Genomic DNA, 14,756 nt, shown 5'->3' with positions numbered 1-14,756 from the left:
GTGTCTTCACCAAATATTCAGTGCTCAGGCCTTGAAAATTAGACAAATGAAAAATTAGCTACATTTCTGAATGTACGCCCGGATCTATCGGGTTGGACCGAGATGGAGGACACGACCGATGACGCGACGCCGCCCCCGCGCCCTAGCTATTTCTGCCAGCCGTGAAACAGACAGATCAGTTTTGAAATGGGTTGGCCTTGCCGGACTGGTTGCAGGTTCGATACTTGCGACTGTGTCGCTGGCGCGCGCTGAGGGACACGAAGAGGTGACGGTCACCCACGCATTCTCGAATTTCGGATCGTTGAAATACGGTCCCGATTTTCCACATTTGAACTACGTGAACCCAGATGCGCCCAAGGGCGGCGAGATCAGCACTTGGGCGCAGGGTAACTTCGACAGCTTCAACAACTACACCCGCAAAGGGGTGCCGGGCTCCGGTATGGCTTTGTTGTTCGAGAACGTCTTGGTCTCGACGGCTGACGATGCATATGGCACTTATTGCTATCTGTGCACCACGATGGAATTCCCCGAGAGCAAGGATTGGGTGATCTTCAATTTGCGCGAAGACGTCACTTTCGCGGATGGAACGCCTGCAACGGCCGAGGACGCGAAGTTTACCTTTGATTTGTTCATGGAGCAGGGCCTGCCCGAGTACGTGAATGTTGTGAAGGGTTTTGTTAGCTCGGTCGAACTTTTGGACACCTACCGCATCAAATATAATTTTGCCGAAAAAGCGCCTCGGCGCGAAGTTATTGGCTTTGCCGGGGGCATTCCGGTGTTCTCGAAGGCGTGGTTTGAAGAAAGCGGCGCGCGCATTGATGAAAGCACGCTAGAGCCGTTTCTTGGCACAGGGCCATATGTTCTTGAAAGCTTCGATGTGGGAAGGCAGATCATCTACGCCCGCAACCCAAACTTTTGGGGCGCGGACAATCCGTTCAACGTTGGTCAGAATAATTTTGACCGCGTCCGCTATGAGTATTTCGCCGACAGCTCAGCGGCGCTGGAGGCCTTTAAGGCCGGGGAATATACGTTCCGTATCGAAAATTCCTCGAAGGATTGGGCGACCGGGTACGATTTTCCGGGCGTGGCCAATGGCTCGATCGTCAAAGCGGAGTTGCCGAACGGGAACATCGGGACGGCGCAATCCTTTATCTTCAACCTGCGCCGCCCGGAATGGCAGGACCCACGGACCCGCGAAGCGGTTCGCTTGATGTTCAACTTTGAATTCTCAAATGAATCTCTGTTTTTCGGACTGTACGAGCGGGTGAATTCCTTCTGGGAGAACTCCGAGCTTGAAGCAACGGGCACGCCAAGCGCCGAAGAGATCGCAATTTTGCAACCGTTGGTAAATGAGGGTCTGTTGGATGCGTCGATCCTTTCGCAAGAAGCAGTTATGGCGCCCACAAGTGGCCCGCGCAACTTTGACCGGCGCAACTTGCGTCGTGCGGCAGGCTTGCTGGATGAGGCAGGCTGGATCACCGGAGATGACGGCATACGGCGCAAGGATGGGCAGGTACTGGACCTTGTCCTGTTGTCGTTCAGCCCGGCGTTTGACCGGATCATCAACCCTTACATCGAGAACTTAAAGCGACTGGGAATTGATGCAGTGCTGGAGCGCGTCGACATCAGCCAGTATATCGACCGTCGCAGGACGTCGGATTATGATTTGGTAAATCACACGTTTTCCATGGGCTTTGAGCCGGGATTTGGTTTGCGCCAGTGGTATGGCTCGGAGACAGCCGAGGACAGCTCACGCAATCTGATGGGCCTACAAAACGAGGCCGTCGACCGGCTTTTGGAAGTGGTGATTGCAGCCAAGACGCAGGAGGAGTTGACCACGGCAACCCACGCTCTTGATCGCACGTTGCGGGCCGAAGCGTTTTGGGTTCAGCAGTGGTTTAAGCCTGAATATTGGACCGCCTACTACAACATGTTCAAACATCCGGAAGACATTCCTCCGTTCGGTCTTGGCCAGTTTAGCTGGTGGTGGCATGACGCCGACGCCGAGGCTCTCCTGCGCGAGCAGGGCGCCCTTTAAGGGACGGCGGGGCCATGGGCGCATATATTCTCCGACGGCTTTTGCTGATCATTCCGACGCTGTTCGGGATCATGGTTATCAATTTCACACTGACACAGTTTGTGCCCGGTGGCCCGATTGAGCAGATTATCGCGAACCTTGAAGGACAGGGCGATGTGTTTGAAAGCATCTCTGGTGGTGGCTCCGAGACCTTTGAGACGCAGGGCGACGGTGGCTATGTCGGCGCGCGGGGTTTGCCGCAGGAGTTTATCGACGAGCTTGAAAAAGAGTTCGGGTTCGACAAGCCTGCCCATATCCGTTTCGCCCTGATGCTGTGGAACTACGTTCGGTTTGATTTCGGAGAGAGCTATTTTCGGTCAATCAGCGTGATTGATCTCGTGGCCGAGAAGATGCCTGTGTCGATCACGCTTGGTCTTTGGTCGACCGTCATCGCCTATCTGATCTCTATCCCGCTTGGCATCCGCAAGGCGGTGCGTGACGGGTCCAGTTTCGATACCTGGACCAGCGGGCTGATTATCGTGGCCTATGCAATACCCGGATTTTTGTTTGCGATCATGTTGCTCGTATTGTTCGCAGGCGGGTCCTATTTCCAGTGGTTCCCACTGCGTGGTCTCACGTCGGACAACTTCGACAACCTGTCGGTCGGGGGCAAGGTGGTTGATTACCTCTGGCACATCACGCTGCCGGTTCTGGCATCCTCTATTTCCGGTTTTGCTACGCTTACTTTACTAACGAAGAACAGTTTCCTAGACGAGATCAAAAAACAGTATGTGGTGACGGCAAAAGCCAAGGGTCTGTCGGAATCGCAGGTGCTTTATGGCCACGTGTTCCGCAATGCCATGCTGATCGTCATTGCGGGCTTTCCGTCGCTGTTCATCGGGATTTTCTTTGGCTCAAGCCTGATTATCGAGACGATCTTCTCGCTGGATGGATTGGGGCGCCTGGGCTTTGAGGCCGCCGTTGCACGCGATTATCCGGTGATCTTCGGCACGCTCTTTGCGTTCGGTCTTGTCGGCCTTGTCGTCGGTATTCTGTCGGACCTTATGTATGTTTTCGTCGATCCCCGCATCGACTTTGAAAAGCGGGAGGTTTGAGCCATGGCGATGCCCGATCCCGCTTTGGACGCGGCTGAAACGCCTGTGGCCGAGGATGCTCCGCGTCGCCGACCGTGGTTGTCGCCTTTGAACCAGCGCCGGTGGCGCAATTTCACCCGCAACCGGCGGGCCTATTGGTCGCTGATTATCTTTTCGGTCCTCTTTGGCCTGAGCCTGATGGCCGAGTTTATCGCCAACGATAAGCCAATCCTCGTCAGCTATCGCGGCGAGATTTATATGCCGATCTTCAATTTCTACCCCGAGACCGAGTTCGGGGGCGATCTGCCGATCGAGGCGCAATATCAGTATGAAGACGTTGAATGCCTTATCCGTACCGGTGGTATCGAGGCCTGTTATGACGATCCTGAAGGCATCCTGGCCGAGGTCGAGGAAACAGGCCAGATTGATGGTGTGGATGTCGAGGACGGCTGGCTTTTGTGGCCGGTGATCCCCTACCGATACGACACGATTGTGGACATTCGCGGCGCGGCGCCAAGCGCTCCTGACAGCAATAACTGGCTGGGAACGGACGACACCAAGCGGGATGTCACGGCGCGGGTAATCTATGGGTTCCGATTGTCGATCGTGTTCACGCTGATCGTCACGGTGTTTGCCAGCATTATTGGCATCGCTGCGGGGGCCGTGCAGGGCTATTTCGGCGGATGGCTCGATCTTGTGTTCCAGCGTATTCTCGAGATCTGGTCATCAACGCCGTCGCTTTACGTGATCATCATCATGTTTGCGATATTCGGACGCAGTTTTTGGATGCTGGTAATTTTGTCGGTGCTGTTTGGCTGGCCGTCTTTGGTTGGCGTGGTACGGGCTGAATTCCTTCGGGCGCGGAACTTTGAATATGTGCGTGCGGCGCGCGCTTTGGGCGTGTCGAACGCCACGATCATGTTCCGCCACATGCTGCCAAACGCGATGGTCGCAACCGTCACGCTTTTGCCGTTCATCATCACCGGCACAATCGGTGGCCTCGCCTCGTTGGATTTCCTCGGCTACGGCCTGCCGTCCTCGGCCCCGTCGTTGGGAGAGTTGACCTTGCAGGCGAAACAGAACCTGCAAGCGCCGTGGCTGGCCTTCACCGGGTTCTTTACCTTTGCAATAATGCTATCGTTGCTGGTCTTCATCTTTGAGGGCGTGCGAGATGCTTTCGACCCACGGAAGACCTTCCAATGAGCGGTGAAGTTGTTCTGAACGTGCAGGGCCTGAACGTACACTTCCGACAGGACGGTGCGCTGATCCATGCGGTGCGCGACGTGAGCTTTGATCTGCGCCGGGGCGAGACGGTCGCGTTGGTTGGCGAAAGCGGCTCCGGCAAATCGGTGACGGCTCTGTCGACCGTGTCCTTACTGGGTGATAGCGCCGAGATTTCCGGTTCGATCACTTACGAGGGCGCCGAAATGGTCGGTGCAGATGAGGCCGAGTTGCGTCGTGTGCGCGGCAATGACATCTCGTTCATCTTTCAGGAACCCATGACGTCGCTGAACCCGCTGCATACGATTGAAAAACAACTTGCGGAAGCCGTCGCTCTTCATCAGGGCATGCGCGGCGATCCAGCACGCGTTCGGATCATCGAGCTTCTTGAACAGGTCGGCATTCCAAACCCAGAGCTGCGGCTTGGGGCCTATCCGCACCAATTGTCCGGTGGGCAGCGTCAACGTGTGATGATCGCAATGGCGCTGGCGAATAGACCCGAGTTGTTGATCGCGGACGAACCGACAACGGCTTTGGACGTGACTATTCAGGCGCAGATCCTTGAATTGCTGGCCGAGTTGAAAGAACGGCTTGGAATGTCGATGCTGTTCATCACGCATGATCTGGGGATCGTACGGAAGTTTGCCGACCGTGTCTGCGTGATGAAAGACGGCGAAATCGTTGAGCGCGGCGACACAGCTGAAATATTCTCGGCGCCGTCGCATCCTTATACGCAAATGCTGCTTAGCGCAGAATCGACCGGAACCCCGTTGCCGGTGCCTACTGGCGCCGAAGTGATCGCAGAAACGGATGCTTTGCGTATTTGGTTCCCGATCCAGCGCGGCCTGATGAAGCGGACCGTAGGACACATCAAAGCGGTCAATGCGGCGACGTTGTCCGTCCGCGCCGGAGAGACAGTTGGGATTGTGGGAGAAAGCGGGTCGGGCAAGACGACCCTGGCTTTGGCGATCATGCGTCTGATCTCGTCCGATGGTCCTGTAAGTTTCATGGGGCAGAACATTCAGGGTCTTAAGTCGCGCGAGATGCGACCTCTCAGGGCTGGTATGCAGATCGTGTTTCAGGACCCCTATGGTTCTCTTAGCCCTCGGATGACGGTGGAAGAAATTATCTCGGAGGGACTGACAATCCACGACGTGGATGCCGGACGTGACAGGCGCGAAATGGTGGCCGAGATCATGGAAGAGGTGGGTTTGCTGCCTGAGATGATGCACCGCTACCCGCATGAGTTTTCTGGCGGCCAGCGGCAAAGGATCGCGATTGCGCGCGCAATGGTGCTGCGCCCCAAACTGGTCGTCCTGGACGAGCCGACCTCGGCCTTGGACATGACAGTTCAGGTGCAAATCGTGGATTTACTGAGGTCTTTGCAGCAGAAATACGGCCTGGCGTATCTGTTCATCAGCCATGACCTGAAGGTCGTGCGCGCCCTTAGTCACAAAGTGATTGTGATGAAGGAAGGCGACGTGGTGGAACACGGAGACGCAGGCCAGGTGTTTGATGCGCCGCGCTCGGATTATACCAAGGCGCTGATGGCGGCCGCTTTCGAGGTTAAGGCCGCGTCCTAGAAGGCTGGCTGGTGCAATAATCGTAACCCGCGCTAAGCAGGTATTTTTGAAAAGGTGACAGGGGATTGGGCGGCGCCCAGGGTGAAGCGGCGTTGGGGTTAACCTTTGTTAAGATTACCGTCGCTAAGAGGGATGGGGTTACAGCTTTAACCCCGGTGTGGTCTGTCTAGATGCGTCGCGCGACGATGCCTCGGCTTGTGCGCGATGGAGGGCCTGACGGAAAGGCGTCAGCGCTTTCGATCTCGAACCCGACATCTTTGACAAGTGCGTGGATTTCTTCCCGAGCGAAGGTGCGATGGCGCCATTGCAGCCAGATGATAGCGTTGCACCAATGCGGCGTTGACTCAACAAGGCGAAGACGGTCACCGGGGACCAGGAGGTCGCGCATTTGCTTCAGCGCATCACCGATGTCGGTCACTTTTGCGCCGGGTATTGGTCGTGGTCCCGGAGCGGACAAAACCCGAGATAGCCGTCGTAGTATCCCAGCGCGCGCATCTTGTCGCGCCAGCGGCCAGCGGCATGATGCGAGCGCTCGGTAAGGTCTGGCGCGGTATCGCTGATGTGGTCAGAGTGCCATGATCTGCGGGTGTGCGCCAGATCGCCGCTAGCTTTGCCGCAGTCTCGCCGTTAGGAAGAAACGGACTTGGAACGAGAGCAATGACCCATTCGATAAGACCCCAACCCGGCATTGAAGATATCGTGCTTTATAAGGGCGGCGAGAGCCGGCTGGACGGGCATGATGAGGTGTTGAAGCTCAGTTCGAACGAGAACCCGTTCGGCCCGCCTGAGACGGCAAAGGCGGCTTTGATCGCGACCGCTTCGACGCTGCATCGGTATCCGTCGTCGGATCACGCGGGTTTGCGCGGTGCGATTGCCGAAGTGCATGGGCTGGATGCGGCGCGGGTGATTTGCGGCGCCGGATCGGACGAGATTCTAACGTTTCTCTGTCAGGCCTACGCGGGTCCGGGGCTTGAAGTGATCTATACCGAGCATGGGTTCTCCATGTACCGCATTCTTGCGCTGGGCGCAGGGGCGACACCGGTTGTTGTGCCCGAGCGTGACCGCGTTGTGGATGTTGATGCCATTCTCGAAGCTGTGACGAACGCGACGCGACTTGTGTTTCTGACGAACCCCGGAAACCCAACGGGTACGATGATCAGCGCGGATGATCTGACACGGTTGGCCGAGAGCCTGCCGGATCATGTGTTGCTGGTGCTGGATGGGGCCTATGTCGAGTTTGCCGAGGGCTATGATGGTGGCGCGTCGATTGTCGATGCGAGCGAGACCGTGGTGATGACGCGGACGTTTTCTAAGCTTTATGGACTTGGCGGATTGCGTGTCGGTTGGGGTTACGGCCCGGCCCATGTTATTGACACTCTGAACCGTCTGCGCGGCCCGTTTAATCTTGGTGTGACGCAGCTTGCCACGGCCGAAGCTGCCATTCGGGACCGCGCGTTTGCAGAACACTATCGGTCCGAGAACGCGCGGCTTCGCACTTGGCTTGCCAAGGCGTTGGCGGCGTTGGGTGTGCCGTCTGACCCTAGCCACGCAAACTACATTCTGGCGCGTTTTCATGATGCGGAACAGGCGAACGCTTGCGAAGCCTCATTGCGCACAAAAGGTATTCTGGTGCGAAAAGTCGCAGGGTATGGATTGCCCAATTGCTTGCGGATCACCATTGGAACCGAAGCAGACTGCGCGCGGGTCCGAAATGCGATCCAACAATTTCTGGAGGGAGCGTGATGACTCAGATCTATGAACGCGTTGCGCTGATCGGGTTGGGTTTGATTGCGTCGTCCATGGCTCACGCCATGCGGCGCGCGGGGCTCGCTGGCGAGATTGTTGGTACGGCCCGCTCGGCCGAGACACGCGATATCACCCGGGAACTTGGGTTTTGCGACCGGGTGGTCGACACCGTGACCGAAGCTGTCGAAGGCGCGGATCTTGTGGTACTGGCGGTGCCGATTGGCGTGATGAGCGAAGTCGCCCGCTAGATCGGGCCGCATCTGGCCAAAGGCGCCACCGTCACTGATGTTGGATCGGTCAAGCGCGCCGTGTTGGATGCCGTTTCGCCGCATATTCCTGATAATGTTGAGTTTATCCCCGGTCACCCACTGGCCGGTACCGAGCATTCCGGACCCCGTTCGGGTTTTGCGGAATTGTTCGAGAACCGTTTTTGTATCTTGGTGCCAAGCGAAAATGCGGACGTCGATGCGGTTGACCGAATGACGGTATTTTGGGAGGGAATGGGCGCGAATGTCGAGACCATGGACGTCGATCACCACGATCTCGTGTTAGCCGTCACAAGCCATACGCCGCACCTCATTGCCTACACGATGGTCGGTGTGGCCGATGATCTGAGACGGGTGACCGACAGCGAAGTTATCAAATACTCGGCTGCGGGCTTTCGGGATTTCACCCGGATTGCAGCGTCTGATCCAACGATGTGGCGCGATGTATTTTTGAACAACAAAGAAGCGACGTTGGAAGTTCTGGGACGGTTTACCGAGGAATTGTTTGCGTTGCAGCGCGCGATCCGCACAGGCGATGGAGAGCATTTATTTGACTACTTTTCGCACACGCGCGCGATCCGCCGCGGCATTGTGGAGGCCGGGCAGGATACCGATGCACCAGACTTTGGCCGGATGGGGAAGAAGTCATGAAACAGATCATTGCAAGCCTCGCCCTTTTGGTGATGGTCGCCTGTGGCGGCGGTGATGGCGGCGCAAATCTGCCGGGGCTGGTTGCCACAAAGCGCGCGCCGGTCACTGGTCCGGGCGGCTGCGGTGTGCGCGATGCCTGGGTTGTGACGGAAGTTGCGGGCGTGCGGTTGTCGCGACCTGCCATTATGACGATGCAAACCGCGCGGGCCTTGGATCGCTGGGTGCGGTCGGGGGCAGTGCCTGCGATTGGGCGCCGGGGCGGCGGTCTTGCCGAACTGACAGTTGCAGCCCATTACGCTTGCCGCTCTCGCAACAGCCGACCCGGTGCGCGTTTGTCCGAGCATGCGCAAGGCCGCGCGATTGATATTTCAAGCTTTGTACTGGCAAGCGGAGAGCGCATCAGCGTGCTGCGTGGGTGGCGCGGCGACGACTCTCGTGTGTTGCGGCGCATGCATCGCGCGGCTTGCGGACCTTTCGGAACCGTTCTGGGGCCGGAGGCTGATCGCCATCATCAGGATCACCTCCACTTTGACGTCGCCGACTATCGAAGTGGTCCCTACTGCCGCTAGCGGATGATGATCTTCGGCGCGCGACCCAGCGGTATCGGGCCCAAGAAAACCGTGCCAGAGCGAAACGCCAGATCGGCGTCGATTGTGTCCGATGGCCCTTTTAGCAATGCAAGTAATTCAAGCGCGCCTTCAAGCTTTGGGGCAAACGACTGGGTCACCAACCCGCTTGCCACGGCAAGGTCCAGAAGGCGGCGCCAATCGACGGCTTTGATCGAAATCTTGCCTGTTGGAGTGCCTCGGGCATCGACCGTGACTGAGCCCGCCGCGCGCAATGTGATGCTCCCCCATTCGACCGAAAGATCTGCAAGATCTAAATCGGTGATTTGTGGTCTTGCGCTCTCAACGGCCTCGCGATCCCATGGTGCAGTGAACCCGATGTCCGCATCAAAGTGCAGGCGTTCGAAGGCATCTGGAAGAAGGCCGGCGGGATCAAGAAGCTGCCGGGTGACTTTTGTCGGGTGAAAGCCGGACAATTCGGCACCGATCCGATGTGCATTCGCGCGCGCGGGGATTTGTTCAGTCGCAAAGCGCCCCTGGTCGAGACTCACGGTCCATCCAAGGCTTGAACCTATGTCCAATGCGTCAACGATGATGGTCGAGCGGTCCAGCCGCAGGGACGGGCTTGGCTCAAGAAAGATCGAGCCGCGCGCCTGCTCGTGGGTGAACGTCAAAGTTTGCAGCGGTGTAGACAGGCGATGCTCGTTTGGCAGAACGGCGATCACCTGATGCGGTTTGTAGGCCAGCGCAAGCAGCTGCAAGAACGGCGCCGACCAGGCTACACCGGTCTCAGGATCAGCAAGGCGCACGTCACTTAGGGTGGTATCGAAGCGGTTGGGAAAGCCAGCCACATCAATCTCGGCGACGTCGGCGGCCCAGCCTTCGGCGCGTCGCTCCTCGACCCAGGATGTAAGTGTGCGATCAAGTGCGGTTGACCCAAACGCCCACCACACCATCCACCCAAGCGACGCGACAAGAATGACAACAATCAGACGACCCATTTGGCACTTTCCCCCTGCGACATTGCTTCGTATTAGTAGCGATATGAACGAAGGACCAGACGCGCTTCCCGCCCCTTTGTGGGTCTTCGGCTACGGATCGCTGATCTGGAACCCGGGCTTTCCGGTGGCCGAACGGCGCTTGGCCACCATGTCGGGGTTTCAGCGCAGTTTCTGCATGTCATCAATTCACCATCGCGGAACGGACGATGACCCCGGCCTGGTGTTGGCGCTCGATCCCGTCGAAGATGCGTCTTGCATTGGTGTGGCCTTCGCGGTTCCGGACGCCGAGGCCGTAGCCACAGTTGCCTATTTGCGTGAGCGGGAATTGATTTCCTCGGCCTATATCGAGCGTGTTCTGCCGGTTGCGTTTGAAGACGGCGAGACGGTTCAGGCACTGGCTTACGTCGTCGACACCGACCATGTGCAATACGTTGGCGGGATCGAGCGTGAACGGCAGGCGCAGATCATTGCTCACGCCGTTGGCGGCCGCGGCCCCAATACCGAGTATTTATGGAATACTGTCAATCACTTGGGCGAATTGGGCATCGAAGATCACGAGCTGGAATGGCTGAACAAGCGGGTCCGCGAAATCGTTTCTACGGCCTGATTTGTTTGAGGTTGGCAGCGCCCTGACCTTCGCCTATCCTACCTCAAATATAACAACCACAGGACCGGACCCTTGATGGACAAACCGGACCGCGAGGTCGAGCTACAATTCACGCAACCCTATCGTCAGATCCTGACGATGCTGACCGTTTTGGGACTGGTCGGTGCTGGTGCATATGTTGCCTACCCGCAAGTTGCGCCAGTCTTTCTGGCAAACCCCTACCTCAATGGCTTCATCGCCTTTGTGTTTGTCATAGGCGTATTTGCCTGTTTCTGGCAGGTCTATCAATTGGTCAGCTCGGTGATCTGGATCGAGGGATTTGCCCGCGATCGCCCCGGCCATCAATTCACCGCCGCCCCCCGCCTTCTGGCCCCTCTTGCCAATCTTTTGCGCAAACGTGGCGCACGGATGCAGCTTGGGGTGTCTTCCACGCGATCGGTGCTCGATTCCGTTGCAACACGGATCGACGAGGCGCGTGATATTACGCGATACATCGTCAATCTGTTGATTTTCCTTGGCCTTCTGGGAACGTTTTACGGACTTGCGACCACGGTTCCCGCCGTCGTTGATACGATCCGCTCGCTTGCGCCGCAAGAGGGCGACACCGGCGTCGCGGTCTTCGAACGACTAATGAAAGGCCTTGAGGCGCAGCTTGGCGGCATGGGCGTGGCGTTTGCATCCTCGTTGATCGGTCTTGCGGGCTCCCTTGTCGTGGGCTTGCTAGAATTATTTGCAAGCCACGGCCAGAATCGGTTCTACCGCGAGCTTGAGGAATGGCTCTCAAGCATCACCCGCATCGGCTATTCCGCAGATGAAGGTGGCGACGGCGGCGGCATGGATACGGGGGCCGTTGCGCAACTGGCCGAACATATGGCTGAGCGTTTGGATCAGATGCAGGCGTTTTATGAAGAAGCCGCGTCGCGTCGTGAAGCGGCGGAAGATCGCCTCGGAATGCTGGCGAGCGCAGTCTCGCAGCTTGCGGATCGTATGGGCGAGGGCGATGTGAACGCCGGCCCAGATATGACTGGCGTCATAAACAGTCAGGAACGCCTGAGCGAAGCGATTGAAACGCTGGTGACCGAAGGTACGGGTCAGGTTGATGCGGAAAGCCGGATGCGCCTGCGTTCGATGGACGTTCAGATGCTACGGATCCTCGAAGAAATGTCAGCGGGCCGGCAGGAATCTTTGGGCGAACTGCGCTCGGACCTTGGGCAGCTGACGAAGGCGGTCCGTGATCTGGGCCGCGACCGCTCTGGCAGTTCGGTCTAAGCGATGGCCCTGACCAGACGATCGTCGCAGCGGATGTCAGGGGCAATCTGGCCCGGCTTTGTCGATGCGATGACCGCACTGCTTCTGGTTTTGATGTTCGTCCTGACGATCTTCATGGTCATGCAGGCCGTTCAGCGTGAAACGATCACGGGTCAGGAAACTGAGTTGGATCAGCTGGCTGCCGAGGTCACGTCGCTGTCGATGGCGCTTGGTCTGTCCCAACAGACAACCTCGCAGCTTGAAGATGACCTGGAATCCCTACAAACGGAAAGCGACCGACAGTCGTCTTTGATCGCAAACCTAACGGGTCAGGTAGATACGCAAGCCCGGGCGCTGTCTGAACGCGATGCAGCAATTGCGTCGTTTGAAGCGCAGGTCGCCACGCTTTTGTCCGAACGCAACGATGCGCTTACGCTTGGCGCTGAACTTGCCGCCAACGTCGAAGACCTTGAAGCGGCTCGCGCTGTTTTGATCTCCGAACAAGAGGCAATGCGCCTCGCTTTGGCGCAGGCGCGCACCGAGATTGACGCGCAAACCGAAGTGGCCCGATTGGCGGCTGCTCGCCGCGAGGCACTGGAAGCGCTTACGGCTGACTTGCAGGCCGAGGCTGAAACGCGTGAAACATCTCTATCGCAAGCCCTTGCGGCCCTTCAGCGCGCCGAGGTTAACGAGGCCATCTTGGCCGAAGCGGATGCGCGCACCGCGTCGCTGACGGCCGAGTTGGAAACAGCAGAGGCCGCACGGCTTCGCGAACTGGCGGTGACCGAAGCTTTGCGCGCACGGCTTGCGGACGCAGAGGGCGCCCTTAGCGAGGAAGAACAGGCGCGATTGGCCGAGGCCGCCGCGGCGGCGGCCTTGCGGGCGCGGCTTGAAAACGCGGATGCGGAATTGACGGCCATGTCGCTTGCGCTTGAAGCGCAGCGTCAGCAGGCTGAAGACACGCTTACCCTTTTGGCGGCGGCCAATGCGGTGGAATCCGAGTTGAACGACAAACTCACGCAAGCGCTTTTGACACTTGAGGACCGCGATGCGGCGCTCGCCAATCGCGAAGCCACGTTGGGGGACACCGAATCTCTCGCGACGGAGCTTGCCGACATGTTGCAGATCGCGCAGTTGGAACGTGAAGAAGCGCAGGCTGAACTTGCAAACATGCGCGCCGATCTTTCGGTGGCTGAAGCGCGTCTTGCCGAACTGGACGCAACTGCATCGGACACGGACGCGCGCGTTGCGGCCCTGACCACGGAGCGCGACGCGCTTCTCGCTGAAATTGCGGAGCTGAATGAAGCAAGTGCGGAAACGGCCACAGTGCGTGACCAGTTGGCTGCTGCCTTGGCGGCCAAACTGGCAGCCGAAGTCACCACAACCGAGGTCATGACAGAGCAGGAACGACAGGCCGCACTATTGTCGACTGCCCGTCAGCAGTTGGCCGAAGAGGAATCGCTGTCCGCGCAAAGCCAGCGCGAAGTCGCAGCATTGAACCAGCAGGTCGCCGCTTTGCGGGCCGAGTTGGGATCGCTCCAGGCGCTGTTGGACGCAGCAGCCGACGCCGACGGCGATGCGCAAGTGCGGATCGAGGCCCTGGGCTCGCAGTTGAACACCGCTTTGGCCCGCGCCGCGCAAGAAGCCAAACGGGCCGCTGATTTGGAAGCGGCCGAGGCCGAGCGCCTTCGGATCGAGGCCGAACGGCTGCAAAATCAGGTTGCCGACCTTGAAGACTTCCGGTCGGAATTCTTCGGCACCTTGCGGCAGGTTCTGGGGGACCGGGAAGAAATACGGATTGTCGGTGATCGCTTTGTTTTCTCTTCCGAGGTCTTGTTTGAAAGCGCATCAGCTACGCTGTCCGCCGAAGGTAAAATCCAAATTTCCAGTGTTGCCGACGTCCTGGCCGAAGTCGCGGTTCTTATCCCAAGCAGCATCGACTGGATCATCCGCGTCGATGGCCATACCGACAATGAACCTTTAGGCGGTGCGGGTGAGTTCGCCGACAACTGGGAACTCAGCCAAGGGCGCGCCCTGTCGGTGGTGAAATATCTGACGGACGAGTTGGGCTTTCCTCCGGGCCGCCTTGCGGCGACAGGTTTTGGTGAATTCCATCCGGTTAATTCGCAAGACAGCGCCGAGGCACGCGCGCAAAACCGCCGGATCGAGCTTAAGCTGACCGAGCGCTGAGGCGCCGTAAAAGCGCTGCTGCACAAACTTTGCGCCAACCGGTTTGCGGCACCGTCAGAAACCTGCTTTTTCAAATATCCCAAGCTTTGCTGAGAGCTTCATTCTCGTGCGATTCTATACCATTGAAGTTTCCGGAGAGGTTGTACACAGCACGCTCGCCAAGCCAAAGCGACGTGCCATCGCTTATCAAATCTACCCGCATGTGACCGAAATGCGCACCGATCTGGCGAGATATCGTTACGGCTGCATCGCTACAGTCAGGCAATGGAAGGTTCGCGCGGTTCTGATCTACCAAGGCGTTCGCATCACTTGGCTTCAGACTGTCATTTTCGTCCATACCCCAGACATCTCACCGAGACGATTGAATATCTTCACAACCCGCGCACCGCGCGCGCCGACGGTATAGATTTTATCTCGCTCGTGGCGCGCTGCATGAAGCGCTTCCCAAACAATTTGCGGTTGATATCAAGATAATTCCATTGAAGAGGCTTCTTTCCGTGGAGTTTTCCAGAAACGCGTCAGCTTGACCGAAACCCCGGTACAGGCTGGGTTTCGGTCAAACATTC

Annotated in this window: 12 protein-coding genes and 1 pseudogene; 10 read left to right on the top strand and 3 right to left on the bottom strand. The window is 57.9% G+C overall.

The annotated features are described in order from the left end of the window. Positions 1-118 precede the first annotated feature (118 nt). Genes AC221Y_RS03775 through AC221Y_RS03760 form a run of 4 tightly spaced genes read left to right on the top strand, consistent with a single transcriptional unit; the run spans position 119 to position 5,915 of the window. Complete coding sequence (locus AC221Y_RS03775; protein WP_299758498.1) at positions 119-2,038, top strand: extracellular solute-binding protein; 1,920 nt, start codon at positions 119-121, stop codon at positions 2,036-2,038. Between the two features lie 14 nt (positions 2,039-2,052). Then, positions 2,053-3,132, top strand: a complete 1,080-nt coding sequence (locus AC221Y_RS03770; protein ID WP_299758496.1) for a microcin C ABC transporter permease YejB — start codon at positions 2,053-2,055, stop codon at positions 3,130-3,132. 9 nt (positions 3,133-3,141) lie between these two features. Beyond that, the gene (locus AC221Y_RS03765) at positions 3,142-4,314 is read left to right on the top strand and encodes an ABC transporter permease (protein ID WP_486706810.1); all 1,173 of its coding nucleotides are present in this window, start codon (positions 3,142-3,144) and stop codon (positions 4,312-4,314) included. Beyond that, the gene (locus tag AC221Y_RS03760) at positions 4,311-5,915 is read left to right on the top strand and encodes an ABC transporter ATP-binding protein (RefSeq protein ID WP_299758492.1); all 1,605 of its coding nucleotides are present in this window, start codon (positions 4,311-4,313) and stop codon (positions 5,913-5,915) included. The genes AC221Y_RS03765 and AC221Y_RS03760 overlap by 4 nt, the downstream gene beginning before the upstream one ends. A 166-nt stretch (positions 5,916-6,081) precedes the next feature. On the opposite strand, the gene AC221Y_RS03755 is transcribed toward AC221Y_RS03760, so the two are convergent. Further along, a complete protein-coding gene (locus AC221Y_RS03755; protein WP_486706802.1) occupies positions 6,082-6,333 on the bottom strand; it encodes a hypothetical protein in 252 nt (83 codons plus the stop codon). A 239-nt stretch (positions 6,334-6,572) separates the two neighbouring features. Between AC221Y_RS03755 and hisC the strand changes: the two genes are divergently transcribed. The 3 genes and pseudogenes from hisC to AC221Y_RS03740 all read left to right on the top strand — a co-directional run bounded on the left by hisC (position 6,573) and on the right by AC221Y_RS03740 (position 9,147). After that, a complete protein-coding gene (gene hisC / locus AC221Y_RS03750; protein WP_299758488.1) occupies positions 6,573-7,658 on the top strand; it encodes a histidinol-phosphate transaminase in 1,086 nt (361 codons plus the stop codon). Beyond that, positions 7,658-8,578 (top strand): annotated as a pseudogene (locus tag AC221Y_RS03745) (prephenate/arogenate dehydrogenase family protein). The gene hisC and the pseudogene AC221Y_RS03745 overlap by 1 nt, the downstream one beginning before the upstream one ends. After that, complete coding sequence (locus AC221Y_RS03740; protein WP_299758484.1) at positions 8,575-9,147, top strand: extensin-like domain-containing protein; 573 nt, start codon at positions 8,575-8,577, stop codon at positions 9,145-9,147. The pseudogene AC221Y_RS03745 and the gene AC221Y_RS03740 overlap by 4 nt, the downstream one beginning before the upstream one ends. Here AC221Y_RS03740 and AC221Y_RS03735 read toward each other — a convergent pair. Then, positions 9,144-10,145: a DUF2125 domain-containing protein gene (locus AC221Y_RS03735; RefSeq protein WP_486706801.1), complete on the bottom strand. Its 1,002-nt coding sequence runs from the start codon at positions 10,143-10,145 to the stop codon at positions 9,144-9,146. The genes AC221Y_RS03740 and AC221Y_RS03735 overlap by 4 nt on opposite strands. A gap of 43 nt (positions 10,146-10,188) precedes the next feature. Here AC221Y_RS03735 and AC221Y_RS03730 point away from each other — a divergent pair, with 43 nt between their 5' ends. The 3 genes from AC221Y_RS03730 (at position 10,189) to AC221Y_RS03720 (ending at position 14,190) form a co-directional block, all read left to right on the top strand. Beyond that, positions 10,189-10,752 (top strand): gamma-glutamylcyclotransferase, encoded by a 564-nt coding sequence (locus AC221Y_RS03730; RefSeq protein ID WP_299751821.1) that lies wholly within the window; start codon positions 10,189-10,191, stop codon positions 10,750-10,752. Positions 10,753-10,827: 75 nt separating this feature from the next. Then, the gene (locus AC221Y_RS03725) at positions 10,828-12,021 is read left to right on the top strand and encodes a biopolymer transporter ExbB (RefSeq protein ID WP_299751818.1); all 1,194 of its coding nucleotides are present in this window, start codon (positions 10,828-10,830) and stop codon (positions 12,019-12,021) included. A 3-nt stretch (positions 12,022-12,024) separates the two neighbouring features. Next, the gene (locus AC221Y_RS03720) at positions 12,025-14,190 is read left to right on the top strand and encodes a peptidoglycan -binding protein (protein WP_486706800.1); all 2,166 of its coding nucleotides are present in this window, start codon (positions 12,025-12,027) and stop codon (positions 14,188-14,190) included. A gap of 70 nt (positions 14,191-14,260) precedes the next feature. On the opposite strand, the gene AC221Y_RS03715 is transcribed toward AC221Y_RS03720, so the two are convergent. Continuing rightward, positions 14,261-14,527 (bottom strand): hypothetical protein, encoded by a 267-nt coding sequence (locus tag AC221Y_RS03715; protein ID WP_486706799.1) that lies wholly within the window; start codon positions 14,525-14,527, stop codon positions 14,261-14,263. Positions 14,528-14,756 lie beyond the last annotated feature (229 nt).

This window comes from Boseongicola sp. (assembly GCF_057460485.1).
This window is presented reverse-complemented; position numbering and strand designations above follow the sequence as displayed.

Bases quoted from the DNA above. Each gene is read 5' to 3' on its own strand.
- AC221Y_RS03775 (WP_299758498.1), top strand. From the start codon at position 119: ATGACGCGACGCCGCCCCCGCGCCCTAGCTATTTCTGCCAGCCGTGAA.
- AC221Y_RS03770 (WP_299758496.1), top strand. From the start codon at position 2,053: ATGGGCGCATATATTCTCCGACGGCTTTTGCTGATCATTCCGACGCTG.
- AC221Y_RS03765 (WP_486706810.1), top strand. From the start codon at position 3,142: ATGCCCGATCCCGCTTTGGACGCGGCTGAAACGCCTGTGGCCGAGGAT.
- AC221Y_RS03760 (WP_299758492.1), top strand. From the start codon at position 4,311: ATGAGCGGTGAAGTTGTTCTGAACGTGCAGGGCCTGAACGTACACTTC.
- hisC (WP_299758488.1), top strand. From the start codon at position 6,573: ATGACCCATTCGATAAGACCCCAACCCGGCATTGAAGATATCGTGCTT.
- AC221Y_RS03740 (WP_299758484.1), top strand. From the start codon at position 8,575: ATGAAACAGATCATTGCAAGCCTCGCCCTTTTGGTGATGGTCGCCTGT.
- AC221Y_RS03735 (WP_486706801.1), bottom strand. From the start codon at position 10,145: ATGGGTCGTCTGATTGTTGTCATTCTTGTCGCGTCGCTTGGGTGGATG.
- AC221Y_RS03730 (WP_299751821.1), top strand. From the start codon at position 10,189: ATGAACGAAGGACCAGACGCGCTTCCCGCCCCTTTGTGGGTCTTCGGC.
- AC221Y_RS03725 (WP_299751818.1), top strand. From the start codon at position 10,828: ATGGACAAACCGGACCGCGAGGTCGAGCTACAATTCACGCAACCCTAT.
- AC221Y_RS03720 (WP_486706800.1), top strand. From the start codon at position 12,025: ATGGCCCTGACCAGACGATCGTCGCAGCGGATGTCAGGGGCAATCTGG.
- AC221Y_RS03715 (WP_486706799.1), bottom strand. From the start codon at position 14,527: ATGGACGAAAATGACAGTCTGAAGCCAAGTGATGCGAACGCCTTGGTA.